This window comes from Sorangium sp. So ce1153 (assembly GCF_051521595.1).
Taxonomy (GTDB): Bacteria; Myxococcota_A; Polyangia; order Polyangiales; family Polyangiaceae; genus Sorangium.
Genome location: NZ_CP150361.1, coordinates 7,367,457 through 7,384,470 on the forward strand (window position 1 = coordinate 7,367,457; position 17,014 = coordinate 7,384,470).

Genomic DNA, 17,014 nt, shown 5'->3' on the forward strand with positions numbered 1-17,014 from the left:
GCGCGAGCGTTCGCGCCGCGCGCGCAGGCCTCGATCGCGGCGCGCCGCCCGGTCGACAGAGGCGCCGGGCGGTGGAATAGCAGGGCCCATGCCCTGGACAGATCAACCCACAACGCCGAGGCGGCCTCGCCTCTGGCCGGCGGTGATGTGGTGGCTCCGCACCGCATTCGCCTTCGCGCTCGTCTCCGGGTGCGTCCTCCTGGGAGCGAACGCCGGAGAGCTGTCCCCTCCCCCGCCGCCGTCGGCGCCGCCCCTGGCGAACGCCGAAGGCGGCGTGGACCCCGAGACGATCCCGGTCGCCCCCGACTCGCCGCGCGCCTCCGTGAGCCGGTACTTCGAGCTGTGCCGCGCGGGCGACTACGCCGAGGCCGCGCGCTACCTCGACCTGCCGCCGAGGGCCGACGGCGCGCAGCTCGCGCAGCGGCTCAAGGCGGTGCTCGACCGGCACCTCTGGCTCGACCTGGAGTCGCTCTCGCCGCACCCGCTAGGGGACCCGCAGGACAACCTCGGGGCCGGGGTGGAGCAGCTCGGCAAGATCCCGACCCGGACGGGGACCCAGCCGGTGCGGCTCGTGCGGCGCACGACGCCCGACGGGGTGCGGTGGATCTTCTCGCGCGCCACCGTGGAGCGCGTCGACGAGTGGTACGCGCGGCTCGAGGACCGCTGGCTCCGCGATCACCTGCCGCCGGCGCTGCTGCGCCCTGGCCCGCGCGAGCTGCTCTGGTGGCAGTGGCTCGCCCTGCCGGTCGTCGCGCTCGCCGGCTGGCTCGTCGGCATGGTGCTGAGCTACTTCATCCGCGCCGCGCTCCGCCGCCTCGTCGCCCGGACGGACTCCACGCTCGACGACGTGCTCCTCGGGGGCGCGCGCGGCCCGCTCACGTTCGCGCTGGCGCTCGTCGGCGTCGAGGTCGCGCTCCCGTGGCTCGGGCTCTACCCGCCGGCCGAGCAGTTCCTCGACAAGGTGGTGCGCGCCGGCCTCTTCATCGCCGTGTTCTGGTTCGCCCTCCGCGCCATCGACGCCGTGAGCGACCGCCTGCTCGCCGCCCCGGCGACGCGCGACAACCCCGCGGCGCGCTCGCTCGTGCCGCTCATGGGGCGGATCGCGAAGGTCGCGATCCTGATCATCGGCGTCATCGCCGTGCTGTCGGAGCTCGGTTACCCGGTGGCGAGCCTCATCGCCGGCCTCGGCATCGGCGGCGTCGCGCTCGCCCTCGCCGCGCAGAAGACGGTGGAGAACCTCTTCGGCTCGGTCTCGATCGGCGTCGATCGGGCGCTCCAGGTCGGCGACTTCGTGAAGGTCGACGCGCTCCTCGGCACGGTCGAGACCATCGGGCTCCGCTCGACGCGGATCCGCACGCTCGACCGGACGCTGGTCACGATCCCGAACGGCAAGCTGGCCGACCTCCAGATCGAGTCGTACACGGCGCGCGACAGGATGCGCCTCTCGTGCGTGCTGAGCCTCGTGTACGAGACGACGCCCGCGCAGCTCCGGGCGGTGATCGAGGGGTGCGAGCGCGCGCTGCGGGCGCACCCGCTCATCTGGCCCGACGACGTCGTCGTGCGCTTCATCGGCATCGGCCCCGCGTCGTTCGACGTCGAGATCATGGCCTGGTTCCAGACGGCCGACTTCGGCGAGTTCCGGACGATCCGGCAGGAGATCCTGATCACCTTCCTGGAGATCATCGGCGCGGCCGGGACGAGGCTCGCGTACCCGACGCGGACGGTGCACGTCGCGCCGGGCGGCGCCGAGCGCGCGCTGCTCGACGCGACGCTCGACGCGGCCGCTGACGGGAGCTCGTCTAGCGGGCGGCGGGAGCCGCGGCTGGCGCCATCGGCTGGAGCCCCGCCTTCTCGATGAGCGCGCGGTCCTCGTCCGGGCCCGGGTTCGGCGTGGTGAGCAGCTTGTCTCCGTAGAAGATCGAGTTCGCCCCGGCGTACATGCAGAGCAGCTGGGCCTCGCGCGAGAGCTCCGTCCGGCCGGCGGACAGGCGCACCATCGCGCGGGGCATCATGAGCCGGGCGACCGCGATCATCCGGACGAACTCGATCGGGTCGACCGGCGGCAGGCTCTCGAGCGGCGTGCCCGCGGCGCGCACGAGGGCGTTGATCGGCACGCTCTCCGGGTGCGGGTCGAGGCGCGCGAGCTCGACGAGCATCTCGCAGCGGTCGGCGATCGACTCGCCCATGCCGATGATCCCGCCCGAGCAGACCGTGATGCCCGCCCGCCGGACGTTGCGCAGGGTGACGAGCCGCTCGTCGTACGTGCGCGTCGAGATGATGGATTTGTAGGCCTTCCGCGACGTGTCGAGGTTGTGGTTGTACGCGTCGAGGCCGGCCTCCTTCAGGCGGAGCGCCTGGTCGTCGGTGAGCATGCCGAGCGTGCAGCACGCCTCCAGGCCGAGCGCCTTCACGCCGCGCACCATGTCGAGGACGCGCTCGAAGGCGGGGCCCTCCTTCACCTCGCGCCACGCGGCGCCCATGCAGAACCGCGTCGACCCGCTGGCGCGCGCGCGCTCGGCCGCCGCGAGGACCGCGCCGACGTCGAGCATGCGCTCCGGCCCGACCTCCGTCTCGTAGTGGCTCGACTGCGGGCAGTAGGCGCAGTCCTCCGGGCACCCGCCCGTCTTGACGCTGAGCAGGGTGCAGAGCTGCACCTCGTGCTCGCCGTGGAACGCGCGGTGGACCGAGCGCGCCCGGTCGATCAGCTCGAAGAGCGGCAGATCGTGCAAGGCGACCGCCTGCTCGACGGTCCAGTCGTGGCGGACCGCGCCCGCCGCCGGCGCGCGGCCGTTCGGCTCGCCGCGCCCACCCTTGTGCTCCGCCGTCTCCCTTTCGATGCCTTCGAGCATGGGCTCGCTCCATACCCAGGCTTGGGCCGCCGCCGCAAGCGACCCGCGCGGCCGACCCGCGACCGCGCCTCCGCCCGGCGCCGTCCCCCTGTTTCCTGGGCCCGCCCGCTACAGCGCCGTCACCGCCTTGGCCGTCTCCTTCGCGATCGCGCCCTGGCCGACGAGCTGCCGCAGGTGGGCCTCGAACGTCTGCATCCCGTACGGCGTGACCCCCTTCTCCATCAGCTCGCGCAGGGACGGGCTCCCCTCCGGGCGGCGGATCGCCTCGCGCACCGCGGCCGTCGCGACGAGCACCTCGGACGCCAGGACCTCGCCCGCGCCGTCGCGGCGCGGGAGCAGGCGCTGCGCGACGACGCCCTGGAGGCAGTCGGCCAGCCGGTCGCGCGCCTCGGTCGGGCTCCTGCCGAGCGCGACGAGCCGCCCGAGCGTGCGCGTGACGTCCGGCGTGTGCACGGCCGCGAGCACGAGGTGCCCCGTCTCGGCGGCGTGCAGGGCGAGATCGAGCGACTCGCCGTCGCGGAGCGCGCTGAGCAGCACGACGTCCGGGTCCTGCCGCAGCGCCGACCGCAGCGCGGTCGGGAAATCCGCCGTGTCGACGCCGATCTCGCGCTGGCTCACGCTGGAGCGGCCGTCCTCGTGCACGTGCTCGATCGGGTCCTCGAGCGTGACGATGTGGCGCGGCAAGGTCGCGTTGATCTGACCGATGAAGGCCGCGAGCGTCGTGCTCTTGCCGCTGCCGGCCGTGCCGGCGACGACGATCAGGCCGTGGTCGTGCTCCACCATCGCCCGCACCGCCGAGGGCACGCCGAGCTCCTCGAAGGTGGGGATCTTGAGCGGGATGCTGCGCAGGATGATCGCGAGCGAGCCGCGCTGGCGGTAGATGTTGACCCGGAACCGGCCGAGGCCCGGGACGACGTACGAGGTGTCGAGCTCCTGGAGCGTGGCGAGCAGCTCGCGCGAGGGACGCCCGGCGAGGAGCACGCGCGCCGCGGCCTCGCTGTCCTCGGGCCGGATCCTGTCGACCCGGAAGTAGACCATGTCGCCGCGCACGCGCGCCCCCGGCGGCTGACCGACCTTGAGGTGGATGTCGCTGGCGTGGGCGGCAAGCGCTTTGCCGAGGAGCTGATGGATGAAGGCCTCGGAGGTGTACGGCGTCGTCACGGGGGGCAAGGTACCAAAATGGAACCCAACGGGCCCAAAGCCCGACGGGATGAAGCGGAAGCCCACGGCGCCGCGCGGGACGGCCGCCGGCGCGCGACGGCAGCGCTGGACGTCAGGGGCGCGGCGCCTGACCTCCGCCGGCGCCCGCGCCAGGGATCTCCGGATCCAGATCCCCGGGAATAAGGCGAGGATCGACGAGCCCCTTGTCCGCCAGCGCGCGCGCCGCCGAGATCGCGACCGCGCGCTGCTCCGCGGGGACGTCGCGCCGGCCGGACAGCTCGACCAGGGCCGCAGCCGCGGCGCGCGCGCCGTCCGGGTCGAGCGGCTCGCGCTGGCGCGGGGGGCGCCCGGCGATCCCGAGGAGCGCGTCGAGCAGGGGCGGGAGCGACGAGGGCGGCGCGGCGCGGGCGCGCGCGGCGAGCGGCCCGAGCGCCAGGTCGGCGTCGTCGGCGTACGGCAGCGCGCGCAGGGCGGCGGCGGCGATGTCGCCGCCGTCCTCCAGGCCGGCCAGGAGGCCGGAGGCGCCCTCGGCCTCGGCGAGCCGGGCCTGCTCCAGCGGGTCGTCGCCGGCCGCGCGACGCCAGCGCGGATCGGTCAGGCGAGGGCTGGGGGGGCGCGGCGCCGCGGACGCAGGGGCGGCGGCCGACGACGAGGGCGGCGCCGAGGCGTCGGGGGCGCGCTCGCGTCGGCACGCGAGGGGGGCGGCGAGGACGAGCGCGAGGGGCGCAATCACGGCGAGGCGAGCGAGGCAGGCGAGGCGCCCGAGCCGCGCCGGGACGGGCGCCCCGCGCCGCGCGCGGCGGACGCCCCCGCCGCGTACCTTCCGGCTCACGGCTGCTTCCGGCTCACGGCTGCTTCCGGCTCACGGCTGTTCCCGGCTCACGGCTGATCGATGAGCGAGAGCGAGCGCTTCGTCGGCGCGTTCTCGCCCTCCTGGCGCGCGTTGTACTCGTCGACGACGCGGTTGATGTGCATCGAGCAGAACTTCGGCCCGCACATCGAGCAGAACTCCGAGGTCTTGAAGTACTCCTGCGGGAGCGTCTCGTCGTGCATCGCCTGCGCCGTCTCCGGGTCGAGCGAGAGCGCGAACTGCTGCTTCCAGTCGAACGCGTAGCGGGCGCGGCTCAGCGCGTCGTCGCGATCCCGCGCGCCCGGGCGCTTCCGCGCCACGTCCGCCGCGTGGGCGGCGATCTTGTAGGCGATGAGCCCCTGCTTGACGTCCTCGGGGTTCGGCAGGCCGAGGTGCTCCTTCGGCGTCACGTAGCAGAGCATCGCGGCGCCCGCGAAGCCGGCCATCGTCGCGCCGATGCAGCTCGTGATGTGGTCGTACCCGGGCGCGAAGTCGGTGACGAGCGGGCCGAGCACGTAGAACGGCGCCTCGTGGCAGAGCTCCATCTCCTTCTGCACGTTCATCGCGATCTGGTCGAACGGCACGTGGCCGGGGCCCTCGATCATGACCTGCACGTCCTTCTCCCACGCGCGCTTCGTGAGCTCGCCGAGCGTCTTCAGCTCCGCGAACTGAGCCGCGTCGCTGGCGTCGTGGAGGCAGCCGGGGCGGAGGCCGTCGCCCGCCGAGATCGTGACGTCGTACTTGGCGCAGACCTCGAGCACCTTGTCCCAGTGCGTGTAGAACGGGTTCTGCCGGTGGTGCTCGATCATCCACTGCGCCATGATCGAGCCGCCGCGCGAGACGATGCCCGTGAGCCGGCCCTTCACGAGCGGCAGGTGCTCGAGCAGCACGCCCGCGTGGATCGTGAAGTAGTCGACGCCCTGCTTCGCCTGGTGCTCGAGCATGTCGATGAGGTCCGCGGCCGTCATCTTGTCCGTGCCCTTGCAGGCCTCGAGCGCCTGGTAGATGGGCACCGTCCCGATCGGCACCGGGGAGTCCGCGATGATCGCGCGGCGGATGCCGTCGATGTCGCCGCCGGTCGACAGGTCCATCACGGTGTCGGCGCCGTACTTGATGGCGTAGCGCAGCTTCTCGAGCTCGCCGCTCACGTCGCTCGTCGTCTGGCTGTTGCCGATGTTCGCGTTCACCTTGCAGAGCGACGCGATGCCGATGCACATCGGCTCGAGGTTGAGGTGGTTCTTGTTGGCCGGGATGATCATCCGGCCGCGCGCGACCTCGCTGCGGATGAGCTCGGGCGCGAGCTTCTCACGGCGGGCGACGTACTCCATCTCCTCCGTGATGACGCCCTTCCTCGCGAAGTGCATCTGGCTCTGGTTCGGGCTCCCGGCGCGCTTGCTCACCCATTCGGTCCGCAACATCGACAACCTCGCTTTCGAGGTGGGCGGTGTAGGTCGCGCCTGCGCGCGACGCAAGCCTCGCGTCGCGCCGGGCGGACGCGCCTTCGAGACGCCGGAAAGGCGCGCGCGGCGGGCCTCTCCGCGCGCAGTCCACGCTCAGGGCGGCGGCGCTTCGGGGAGCTCCGTCATCATGCCGAGCGTCTGCGCGCCGGCCGCCTTCGCGCCGTCGAGCACCTCCACGACCGTGCCGTAGACGGCGCCGTCGTCCGCGACGACGAAGACGATCCGGTCCTGCGGCCTGCTCTGGCGCTCGAGGAGCGGCCTGAGCTTGCCGACGAGATCGGCCCGCTCGACCTTCTCGTCGTTGACCAGGAGCTCGCCCTGCGCGCTCACCCGGACGACGAGCTGGTCGGGGGGCGGCGGGGTGTCCTCCTTGACCTGCTCGGTGTCGGGGACGCGCACGCCGATGTCCTTCTCGAGCAGCGGCGTCACGACCATGAAGATGATGAGGAGCACCAGCACGACGTCGACGAGCGGCGTCACGTTGATGTCGGAGTTCAGCGGCACCGCCGGCTTGACGACGAACTTCTTCTTCGCTCGCGCGCTCATCGCCGCTATCTCCCCTTCAGCTCCTCGACCGCCAGCGAGACGCTCTTCGCGCCCGCCTTGCGCGCCGTCTCCATCACCTTGCGGACGTCGCCGAACGTGAGGCGCTGGTCCCCCTTGACCAGCACCTTGCGCCCCGGCTGCGCGGCGAACTCGCGCGTGAGGCGCTCGGCGAGCCCGGCGTCGTCGTACTGGTCGCTCTCGACCCACACCGTCTTCTCCAGCGTGATGGAGAGGATCAGCGGGTCCACTTCCTTCTTCTCCTCGTCCACCTTCGCGGCCTGCGGCAGCTTCACGTCCTTGCCGCGCTGGAGCATCGGCGTGACGACCATGAAGATGATGAGCAGGACGAGGACGACGTCGACGAGCGGCGTGACGTTGATCTCGCTCTTGGGGCCCTTCTGCGGGCCAGCAGCCATCCCCATTACGAACGCTCGCTTCCGGCCGAGGGCCGGGGCTCAAGCGGCCTCTGCCGAGGCGCGGCCTGGCGACCTCTCCCCGGATCGGGGCAGGTGGCCTCTCTCGAGGCCAGGTCAGGCGGCCACTGGCGGGACCAGATCAAGCGGCCTCTTCCGAGGCCGGCGCGAGGCGGCCGTCGAGGCGCTTCGCCACGATGTCGAGGAACTCGTTCGACGACTCCGAGATGTCGATCGCCCGGGCGTCGACCCAGCCCTGGAGATAGTTGTACCCCATGACGGCCGGGATCGCGACGAGCAGGCCGAAGGCGGTTGTGATGAGCGCCTCCGCGATACCCGCCGAGACGGTGCCGAGGCCGCCTGAGCCGGAGGCCGCCATCTGCTGGAATGCAGTCACAATACCCATGACCGTCCCCAGCAGACCGACGAACGGCGCCGTGGAGCCGACCGTGGCGAGGAGCCCGTAACCGCGCTTCAGGCTGAGCACCTCGCGCTGCGCCTGCCGCTCGAGCGCCCGCGAGACCGACTCGAAGACGCCGTCGCGCTCGTGTCCGTGCGCCGGGAGCCGGGCGGGGGCGCTCGACGTGTAGGCTGCGATCCCGGCGCCGATCACGCGCCCGAGGTAGCCGATCTCCTCCTTGGGCTTGGCCGCGGTCCGGGCGCCCTCGAACTCGCCCCGCGCGAGCAGCGGGCCCACCCGCTGCGCGAACTCGCGGGAGGCGGCGCGCGATTTGAGCGACACGACGAGGCGCTCGCCGAAGACGACCAACGACGAGACCGACATGACGGCCAGCGCGAAGACAATCAGCTTCGCGAAGATGCCCATGTGGCCCCAGAGCTCAATCAACGTGAATTGCATCGTCTCGCTCGCGCCTCCTGGCGCTCCATGGTGTCGTGATGGTTTTAGCTATGCTGGAACAGCGCCTCTGGACGCCGCAGCGAACTCGACAATACCGCAGAGCGAACCTACCCCGTGCCCTTCTCTACTACGTGCCCCGCCCGTTCAACAACACCCCCGGCGGTCAAGGGAGCTTGAGCCGGATGTTGAACACGTAGTCCACCGAGACCGGGCGCCCCTGGAACATCACGGGGGTGTAGCGGCGCCCCGAGAGCGCATCGAGGATCGCCCGATCCATGTGGGGGAGTGACTTGACCATCCGGCAGTTGGTCAGGGTGCCGTCGACCTTGATGACGCACTTGACAATCGCGAGCCCCTCCACCCGCGCGGCGAGCGCCTCGCGCGTGTACTGCGGATCTCGCCCCGAGAGCATGGTCGGCCGGTTCATCCCGGCGCCGAACGGCAGCACCACGTTTTGCGGCGGCGCCGTGCTGCCCAGCTGACCGCCGAGCTGGCCGCCCAGCTTCCCCCCGATCTCCCCGCCGACCGTGCCGCCGACGGTCCCCCCTTGAACGCCGCCCTCGACTCCCCCCTCCACGCCGCCAGGCTGCTCCGGCGCCTCCGCCTGGGTCGGCTCGGGCTCAGGCGCCTTGGCCTTGGGCTTCTCCGGCATGTCGTAGATGGTGTCAGGCGTCTTGACAGGCTTCGGCTGCTCGATCCGCTGCTCCACCTTCGGGCGCTTCGCGCCGCCGCCCGGCGGGGGCGGCGGCGGGGGCGGCGGCGGCGGAGGCGGCGCCGGCGCGAAGAAGGTGACCTCCACGTCCTTCGGCTTCTCGTCTCGAGGGCGCGTGGCCTGCCAGATCAGCGCGCCGGCGATCGCCGCGTGCGCGACGAAGGAGAGCACTGCGCCCGTCCCGAGACGCCCCTGCGTTGCGGTGGCACGACCTAGTACCGAGTCGAACATAAGGGGTCGTAACTCCTAGACCTCGAGCCGATCAACGTCATGAGCCGCGACGTATGGAAGCGCGCCGCGCCTACCCGGAGTGTACAAGCGAGCGAGTACTACAAAAAAGTCTATTGTCTCGCGCGATTCCTGTCTAGGGTGAGGAGGGACTCGAGGGCCCTACACTCCTGGAGGGAATTCCGTGAAGTTTCTCGAAAAGAGGATGAAACACGGAGCGCGCTTACTACGTGCGCCGTTAAGGCTGTGGGCGGCGGCGCTGCTGCTCGCCATGACTTTGTTGACCGCGGGCCCAGCGCTCGCGCAGACGGGCAACAGCGTTCTGCTCGGGCGGGTGACCGACGCGTCGAGCAAGGCGCCGGTGGCCGATGTGGTCGTGACGGCGACCTCGCCGGCGCTCCAAGGAGAGCAGCTGGTCGTCACCGACGGCACCGGGCAGTACCGTATCCCGAACCTGCCGCCGGGCGACTACACACTGAGGCTGGAAAAGGAATCGTATAAGCCGTACGGACGAGGCGGGATCACGATCCGCAGCGGGACGACCATCCGCGTCAACGTCGAGCTCCTCCCCGAGGCGCTCAAGGCGGAGGAGATCGTCGTCGTCGGCCGCGCGCCGACGGTCGACGTCGGGTCGAGCACCGTGGGGCAGAACATCACACAGGACTTCACGCGGCGCATCGCCGTGGCCCCGCCCGGCGGAAAGGGCACGGCGTCGCGCTCGTTCGAGTCGATCGCCGCGGTCACCCCCGGCGCGAAGAGCGATGAGTTCGGCACGTCGATCGCGGGCACATCCTCGCCCGAGAATCAGTACGTGATCGACGGACTATCCGTGAACGATCCCGCGTACGGGATCGTCGGCACGCCGCTCACCATGGAGTTCATCAAAGAGGTGAACGTGGTCACCGGCGGGTACATGCCCGAGTTCGGCCGCGCGACCGGCGGCGTGCTCGACGTCGTGACCAAGAGCGGCGGCAACGAGTTCCACGGCTCGGTCTTCTTCAACGTCGTCCCCGGCTTCCTCGAGGCCGAGGGCACGAAGGTGCGGCGGCAGGGCGAGACCGTCCAGACCGACGACCGTATCCTCGCGATCCGCGACTACGGCTTCGAGGTCGGCGGCCCGGTCCTGAAGGACAAGCTCTGGTTCTACGGCGGCCTCGATCTCGCGTTCTCGAGCCTGGAGCGGGAGCGCACCCTGTTCGCGACGCGGTACGAGGGCGACAGCCCGCGTCCGGTCGTGGACCCCGAGACGGGGTTCAACATCGCCGACCCCCTCCCGGGCTCGACGCGCTACTTCCGCGGCGAGGAGCGGACGATCCAGTACCTGGGCAAGCTGACCTACCAGGTCAGCCCGGACCACAACCTCGTGCTGTCGGTCTACGGCGCGCCGTCCAGCTCGGGCGGCCAGGGCACGTACTCGTACGACCCGCAGGTAGGCATCATGGATATCCCCAACCTCGTCGGCACGTACAACGGGCTCGCGCTCAAGTTCGTGTCGTCGTCGACCGACGTCGCCCTGAAGTGGGCGTCGGCGTTCAACAACAAGACCCTGCTGCTCGACGCGACGCTCGGCTGGCACCACCAGCGCAACGCACGGCTGCCGCCGGACGACTCGGAGATCGGCTCGAGCCGCGGCCTCGCGGGCGTGTCCAATTTGATCTGGACGAGGACCAGGCCGCGGCGGCACTCGATCGAGGAGTTCGAGGCGATCTCGCCCGCGGCGATGGAGATGTGCCGCCAGAGCGACGTGCAGGACCTCGACGCTGAAGGGCGGCCGCGCGTCGACGCGGATGGCAACCCCATCATGGTCCACCGCGTCCCGTGCCAGGTGCGCACGTACACCGAGGGCGGCCCCAACTTCGTCGAGGACTCGCTGCAGGATCGGCTGCAGCTCAAGGCGATGGTGACGAGCATCTTCGAGGGCCTCGGCCACCACGTCGTCAAGGGCGGGATCGACGGCGAGGTCATGTTGTACAATCACGAGAAGGCGTACCCGGGCCTCGTCTCCTACACGGAGAGCCCGAGCGGCCTGTACTTCGAGGACGGCCGGCAGCTCGGCTTCCTGACGGGCCCCGAGGTCGGCGACTACGTGCTCCAGCCCAGCACGTCGGTGTCGTCGGTCTCGACGACGCTCGGCGCGTTCGTCCAGGATAGCTGGAGCATCCTCGACAAGGTGACGCTGAACGTGGGCGTCCGCTACGACGGCCAGTACCTGTTCGACGACAACGGCAAGCTCGGCATGGCGCTGCCGAACCAGTGGTCGCCGCGCGTGGGCGCCGTCTACGACGTCACGCAGCAGGGCAAGTCCAAGATCTTCGCGAACTACGCGCGCTACTACGAGAGCGTGCCGCTCGACCTCGTCGATCGCGCCTTCGGCGACGAGCGGCAGGTCCGTGCGTTCCACCGGGCGGCGCTCAACGGCGACGCGACGGGGTGCGACCCGACCGACCTGGAGGACGCGACGGGCAGCGGGCCGGGCCAGTGCCAGAACGACGAGAACCGGATCGAGGGCACCCAGCTCGCGCAGGCGGAAGGACAGGGGCCCGCGAGCTACGATCCGAACACGGTCTGGACGCCGACCGGCACCGGCAAGACGCCGGTGGATCCGGACATTAGCCCGCAGTCCTCGGACGAGCTGGTGCTCGGCGGCGAGTACGAGATCATCGAGAACGGGCGGGTCGGGGCGATGTACACGAAGCGCTGGCTGAGCAACGTCATCGAGGACATGAGCCGCGACGAGGGCAGCACGTACTTCCTCGGCAACCCCGGCAAGGGCATCGCCAAGGACTTCCCCGAGGCGACGCGCAACTACGACGCCGTGACGCTCTATTTCCAGAAGGCGTTCGCCGATCTGTGGCTCGCCCAGGTGAGCTACACGCTCTCGTTCCTGCGCGGCAACTACGCGGGCCTCTTCCGCCCGGAGACCGACCAGCTCGACCCGAACATCACCTCGGAGTTCGATCTGAGCTCGCTGCTCGACAACCGCGAGGGCTATCTGCCGGGCGACAGCCGGCACGAGATCAAGGTCTACGGGGCGAAGTCGTTCCCGATCCGGAACGACATGATCATCGACGCCGGCCTCACCTACCGGTCCCGCTCCGGCGGCCCCACGGACTTCTGGGGCGCGCACGCCCTCTACGGCGCCGACGAGGCCTTCATCCTGCCCCGCGGCTCCGGGGAGCGGCTGCCCTGGGTCCACAACGTCGACGGCCGCGTCGGCTACTCGGTGAAGCTCTCGAAGGACAGCGATCTCACCGTCACGATGGACATCTTCAACCTCTTCAACTTCCAGGCGGTGACGCAGGTGGATCAGCGCTACACGCGGCAGTACGTGGACGTGCGCGGGTGCCGCAACAAGGAGCTCAGCGACCTCGAGGGGCCCGACGGCGCGACCTGCCTGAAGACGCTGGATGGCGAGGACTTCGACGGGAGCGTCGACAAGAACCCGAACTTCGGCAAGCCGACGAAGTACCAGGCGCCCCGGCAGTTCCGCTTCGGCGCGCGGGTCACGTTCTAGGCGCGGCGCGCTCGCGAAAGGAAACAAGCGATGAAGATCCGATTGCTTGGTTGGTTGGCGGGGCTCGCCGCGGTCGCGGCGGCCGCGTCTCCCGGCTGCTCGCAACCCAAGCCCGAATGCACCGTCGGCAACGCCGCCGTCTACCCGTTCGCCACGAAGTTCTTCCTGCAAGACGGGGACGCCGATAGCCCCTGCGGCCAGGTGGAGGGGTTGACCGTCGGGCTGCAGGTGTACAACCCGAACGCGGGAGGCTATCCCGACAGGAGCACGAAGCTCGTCGGCCTCCAGGTGGATCGCGAGGTGTGGACCGCCGGAGGCGAGACGATCGCGGAGAGCCCTGATCGAAAGACGTACGCCATCGGAACGTTCGAGTCGATCGAGCCGGACGACAGCGACATCTGCAGGGCCTCGACCCTCTCGCCTGCCGAGGTGCTGCTCGTCCCGCCCGAGGGCGAAGGCGGCGGCGGCCAAGGCGGGGCCGGCGGAGCGGGCGGCGAGGCCGGCGGCGCTGGTGGAGCCGGCGGCGAAGGCGGCGCTGGCGGCGAGGCCGGTGGCGCTGGCGGAGCTGGCGGCGGCGAAGGCGGCGCTGGCGGCGAGGCCGGTGGCGCTGGCGGAGCTGGCGGCGAGGCCGGCGGCGCTGGCGGAGCTGGCGGCGGCGAAGGCGGAGCTGGCGGCGGCGAGGCCGGCGGCGGCGGAGCGGGCGGTGGCGAGCCGGCTGAGGGGCGCTCTCTCAGGTACGAGTGGAGCAACCTGCAGGTGTATGTGACGGCCGCGAACCTGGGGAATACGTTCCAGGCCGACCTCACCTACACCGAGGGGACCTGCACCGCGAAGTACAGGGTCGTCGGGCTCTGGCCCCAGGTCGGCTGCGAGAAGTACGTCGAGCAGGACGTGATCGATCCTGAGACCGAAGAGCCGGTGCTGGATGAGGAAGGAAACGTGGTGAAGGAGATCGTCCCGACCGGCGAGCCCGAGGACAAGCTCTGCGACAACACCCCGGATCCGGAGTCGCCTTACTTCATCCCGGTAGCCTCCGGCATCTCCGAGGATCTCAAGGTGAAGTGCGATCCCACGATGCTCGTCTGCGTGCTCGACTCGCAGACGGTCCCCGCGCTCAAGTAGTCACCCCCACGGCCTCCCGGGCGCGGCGCGGCGCGCGGCGCCCGGGGTAGGCCCTCTCCGGCGATCGATCGCGCGGCCCGGGCCGCGGGCCGATCTCGCTCGAACCACCCCACCACAGACCCTTCGTTCCAGCGGGTCCCCGGGCTCGCGCCGCGCGCGCGACGTCCGTCGCCGCGCGCACGGCGCCGCGCGACGGCAACCCCGTCGGGGAGCGCTCTCGTGCGGCCCTGGTATCGATCTGGGCACGGCTGCGTGACATCGGGCAGCCGTGTCCACGTCGAGCTCAGGGCGACGGCTTGGCGGCCAGCCTCGCCAAGGCCGCGCACGCGGAGCCGCTCGGGATCTCGAGCGCGGCCGTGAGCGCGCACAGGCGCGAGGCCCGCCCGAGCGCGGCCGGATCGCCCGAGACGATGGCCCGCTTGGACTCGTGCACGGCGCGGCCAGAGAGCATCGTCCGCGCGCGCTCGGGCAGCTCCGCGCGTCGCGCGGAGAGCAGCTCGCCGAGCCGCGGGCCGGGATCGGCGGCCGGCGCCCACGTCCACGCCGAGGCGACGAGCGCGTCGACGAACGCCGCGCGCAGCGCGTCGCCGCCGCGCGCGCCCTCGCACGGCAAGGCAGGGCCGGTCGGCCCGACGTCGGCGGCGGTGAGCCTCCGCTGCGCGATCCGCCGGATCAGACCGCCTTGCACGCCGGCGAGCGCGCCGTCGTCGTCCGAGAACGCCCCCGCCTTGAACCGCACGGCGAGCGCGGCGCACCGCTCGTCGCGCTCCGCGCGCCGCCGCTCCTCCTCGCGGGCCTTCTCCTCGGCGCGCAGCCGCTCCTCGCGCTCGGCCGCCTCGCGCGCCTGCGCCGCGGCGCACTCCTCGATCCGCGCGGCGACGCGCCGCTGCTGCTCGCTCGTCGCCCGCGCGACGTCGTCGGGCGCGATGTCGCGGACAGCGCACACCTCCGCGCGCGCGAGGAGCGCGTCGACCCGCGCGCGGGCGGTTCGGACCCGCACGATCACCGACAGCGCGGCGACGATGACGAGCGCCGACGCCACGATCGTGGCCAGCTTGCGGACCTGGCGGCGGCGGTATGCCCTGGCCAGCGCGCCGCCGCCGCTCTCGTCGAGCAGCTTGCGGCAGCGGCCGATCATCTTCTGCCAGTACGCGATGTCCTCGGCGAGCGCCTGGAGCGGCTCCGAGAAAGGGGGATCGCGCCGGACCTTGTTCGCGAGCCGCTCGAGGCAGAGGCTCGCGTCGGGGGCGTGCCCGTGGTCCGTCACCTCGGCGACCCCCTGGAGCAGCCCGCCGATGCGCCCCGCGTAGACGTCCCAGGCGATCAGGGCTTCGGGCTGGCTCTCCGCGAGCCGCTCGACCGCCTCGCGCACCTCGCCCATGGGGAGCAGGCGCTCGACGTCTTCCCTGCGGACGCCGGCGAGCTTCGCCGCCTGGTCGACGCCGCGCTGGAAGCCGCCGAGGAGCCCCTCCGGAGCGAGCTCGCGGAGCCCCTCGGGCACCCTGCTGGCCTGGATGCACGTACCCGCGTGGTGCAGCGGCCCCATCGCGCAGGTCAGGAAGGTGCCCCCGAGCTTCACTTCCATGGAACCGTCGCTCTCCTCTACCCCGGACGGCGGGGCGCGGAAAGACTCGCGCGACGTCCCTGCCGCATCATCGGCTGCTTCGCGGGGTCTCGAGATCCCAGAGCGCGTAGAGCACGTCGACGTCGTACTCGGTGTGCCGCCAGCCCGGGTGGAGCCGGTAGCTGCGCGGGAGCAGGCCCGCGCGCAGGATGGCGTCGGTCTGCTCGGCGAAGGTGTAAAGATACATGCTCACGCCCGACAGCTCGACGTCGGAGAGCGGGCGCGCGGCGCGCTCGTGCATCCGGAGGTGGGGCCTCCGCTCGACGATGCTCACCAGCATGCGCCCGCCGGCTCGCAGCGCGCCGGCGAGGTTCTTCAGGACGAGCGGGAGATCGTCGCAGAACTCGAGCGTGCCGAGCGCGAGGGCGACGTCGAACCGCCCCCACGAGCGCGGGATCGGCAGGTGGTAATCGTGCCGGTGGTAGGCGCCCTGGGGCCGCTTCTTGCGCGCGATCTCGAGCATGCCCTCGGCGATGTCGAAGCCCACGACGTCGACGGACGGCGGGAGATCGCGGGTGAGGTGGCCCGGCCCGCAGCCCGCGTCGAGCACGCGGGCCCCCTCGGCGACCGTCTCGCGCAGGAACGCGCGGACGGGCTTCTCGTAGTGCTGGATGTCCTTCCACGTGGAGACGTAGTCGGGCGCGAAGTCCTCGTAGTAGTCGACGAGCCGCTCGATCCGGGTCGATCGCTTCATGGACGCCTTCAGGTGATGTCGTCGACCGCCTGGACGGTCTCCTGGATGTCGTGCTGGTGCTCGTGGCCGAGGATGTCGCGCGCCCGCCGGTCGTCGACCATGCACACGTACCGGATGTGATCGAGCTCGGGGGCCGGGAACGAGGTCGCCCTGAAGCGCCACAGCCGCGGGATGATCGTCTGCATGACGAAGTGGGGGATCGCCGCGCGCGTGCGCCCCGTCAGCTCGATGATGCGCGAGAGCGGCAGCGGCGCCGGCCCCGCGAGGTTGAAGATCCCGCGCACGCCGGGCCGGAGCGCCGCGACGATCGCGGAGACCACGTCGTCCTGGTGGATGACCTGCACCATCGGATCGAAACCGAGGAGCGTCGGGATCACGTTGAGCCGGAGGTAGTTCGACGGCGCGTTCCGCACCGAGCCGAGGATGTGGACGGGCCTGAGGATGACCGTCTCGGTCTGCGGGTGCTTCCAGAAGAACGACTGCGCGAGCATGTCGACCTCGATGAGGTCGCGGATCTCGCTGAACGACGCGCCGCCGAGCAGCGGGGCGTCCTCGGTGATGAACTGCGGGTTGTCGGGGCGCGGGCCGTAGGCGTTCGCGCTCGACAGCACGATGAGCTTGGGCACGTCGTACTGCGCGACGAACTCGAGCAGCCGCTGGAACCCCGCGAGGTTCCAGCTGTGGTGCTCCATCTGGCTCACGCGCGGATCGTGCATGACCCCGAGGTGGACGACCGCGGCGAGCTGCTCCTGGCGGAAGATGTCCTGGGTCTTCTTGCGGCGGATGTCGATCTGGTGGTGCTCGATGTCCTTGGGGCGCCCCTCGAAGGCGCGCCTGTCCACGCCGATCACGCGCTGGTCGCGGTGCAGGCGCCGCGCGAGACGCCGTCCGAGACGCCCGCAGATGCCGGTGATGAGGACGGGCCGGAGGGACGGATCGGCGTCCGAGCCGGGGCGGCGGGCTCGACCGAGCATTCGTTCGC

The 17,014-nt window shown here is 71.3% G+C and carries 14 protein-coding genes; 3 read left to right on the top strand and 11 right to left on the bottom strand.

Annotation, left to right across the window (positions count from 1 at the left end; all coding sequences use genetic code 11):
• Nucleotides 1-88: 88 nt before the first annotated feature.
• Nucleotides 89-1,858: a mechanosensitive ion channel family protein gene (locus WME85_RS26490; RefSeq protein WP_437842193.1), complete on the top strand. Its 1,770-nt coding sequence runs from the start codon at nt 89-91 to the stop codon at nt 1,856-1,858.
• Here WME85_RS26490 and bioB read toward each other — a convergent pair.
• From bioB to WME85_RS26530, 8 genes are all read right to left on the bottom strand, one after another.
• On the bottom strand, nt 1,800-2,849 hold the full coding sequence (bioB, locus tag WME85_RS26495; RefSeq protein ID WP_437842195.1) for a biotin synthase BioB: 1,050 nt from the start codon (nt 2,847-2,849) through the stop codon (nt 1,800-1,802). The genes WME85_RS26490 and bioB overlap by 59 nt on opposite strands.
• Nucleotides 2,850-2,957: 108 nt before the next feature.
• Complete coding sequence (locus WME85_RS26500) at nt 2,958-4,010, bottom strand: type IV pilus twitching motility protein PilT (protein WP_437842196.1); 1,053 nt, start codon at nt 4,008-4,010, stop codon at nt 2,958-2,960.
• Nucleotides 4,011-4,122: 112 nt separating this feature from the next.
• Complete coding sequence (locus WME85_RS26505) at nt 4,123-4,842, bottom strand: thiamine biosynthesis protein (protein WP_437842198.1); 720 nt, start codon at nt 4,840-4,842, stop codon at nt 4,123-4,125.
• A gap of 47 nt (nt 4,843-4,889) precedes the next feature.
• Nucleotides 4,890-6,278 (bottom strand): phosphomethylpyrimidine synthase ThiC, encoded by a 1,389-nt coding sequence (thiC, locus tag WME85_RS26510; protein WP_437301817.1) that lies wholly within the window; start codon nt 6,276-6,278, stop codon nt 4,890-4,892.
• A gap of 135 nt (nt 6,279-6,413) precedes the next feature.
• Nucleotides 6,414-6,866 (bottom strand): ExbD/TolR family protein, encoded by a 453-nt coding sequence (locus WME85_RS26515; RefSeq protein WP_437842200.1) that lies wholly within the window; start codon nt 6,864-6,866, stop codon nt 6,414-6,416.
• 5 nt (nt 6,867-6,871) lie between these two features.
• Nucleotides 6,872-7,288: an ExbD/TolR family protein gene (locus WME85_RS26520; protein ID WP_437751077.1), complete on the bottom strand. Its 417-nt coding sequence runs from the start codon at nt 7,286-7,288 to the stop codon at nt 6,872-6,874.
• A 133-nt stretch (nt 7,289-7,421) separates the two neighbouring features.
• Nucleotides 7,422-8,138: a MotA/TolQ/ExbB proton channel family protein gene (locus tag WME85_RS26525; RefSeq protein WP_437842202.1), complete on the bottom strand. Its 717-nt coding sequence runs from the start codon at nt 8,136-8,138 to the stop codon at nt 7,422-7,424.
• A 163-nt stretch (nt 8,139-8,301) separates the two neighbouring features.
• The gene (locus WME85_RS26530; RefSeq protein WP_437842203.1) at nt 8,302-9,081 is read right to left on the bottom strand and encodes a TonB family protein; all 780 of its coding nucleotides are present in this window, start codon (nt 9,079-9,081) and stop codon (nt 8,302-8,304) included.
• A 181-nt stretch (nt 9,082-9,262) separates the two neighbouring features.
• Here WME85_RS26530 and WME85_RS26535 point away from each other — a divergent pair, with 181 nt between their 5' ends.
• On the top strand, nt 9,263-12,592 hold the full coding sequence (locus WME85_RS26535) for a TonB-dependent receptor (protein ID WP_437842205.1): 3,330 nt from the start codon (nt 9,263-9,265) through the stop codon (nt 12,590-12,592).
• Between the two features lie 30 nt (nt 12,593-12,622).
• The gene (locus WME85_RS26540) at nt 12,623-13,714 is read left to right on the top strand and encodes a hypothetical protein (RefSeq protein ID WP_437842207.1); all 1,092 of its coding nucleotides are present in this window, start codon (nt 12,623-12,625) and stop codon (nt 13,712-13,714) included.
• Between the two features lie 283 nt (nt 13,715-13,997).
• Here WME85_RS26540 and WME85_RS26545 read toward each other — a convergent pair whose 3' ends face one another.
• The 3 genes from WME85_RS26545 to WME85_RS26555 all read right to left on the bottom strand — a co-directional run bounded on the left by WME85_RS26545 (nt 13,998) and on the right by WME85_RS26555 (nt 17,006).
• Nucleotides 13,998-15,299, bottom strand: a complete 1,302-nt coding sequence (locus tag WME85_RS26545; protein WP_437842209.1) for a hypothetical protein — start codon at nt 15,297-15,299, stop codon at nt 13,998-14,000.
• Nucleotides 15,300-15,366: 67 nt separating this feature from the next.
• Nucleotides 15,367-16,032 carry a class I SAM-dependent DNA methyltransferase gene (locus tag WME85_RS26550; protein WP_437842211.1) on the bottom strand — a complete coding sequence of 222 codons (666 nt, stop codon included), beginning with the start codon at nt 16,030-16,032 and terminating at the stop codon, nt 15,367-15,369.
• 8 nt (nt 16,033-16,040) lie between these two features.
• Complete coding sequence (locus WME85_RS26555; RefSeq protein WP_437842213.1) at nt 16,041-17,006, bottom strand: NAD-dependent epimerase/dehydratase family protein; 966 nt, start codon at nt 17,004-17,006, stop codon at nt 16,041-16,043.
• Between the last annotated feature and the right edge of the window lie 8 nt (nt 17,007-17,014).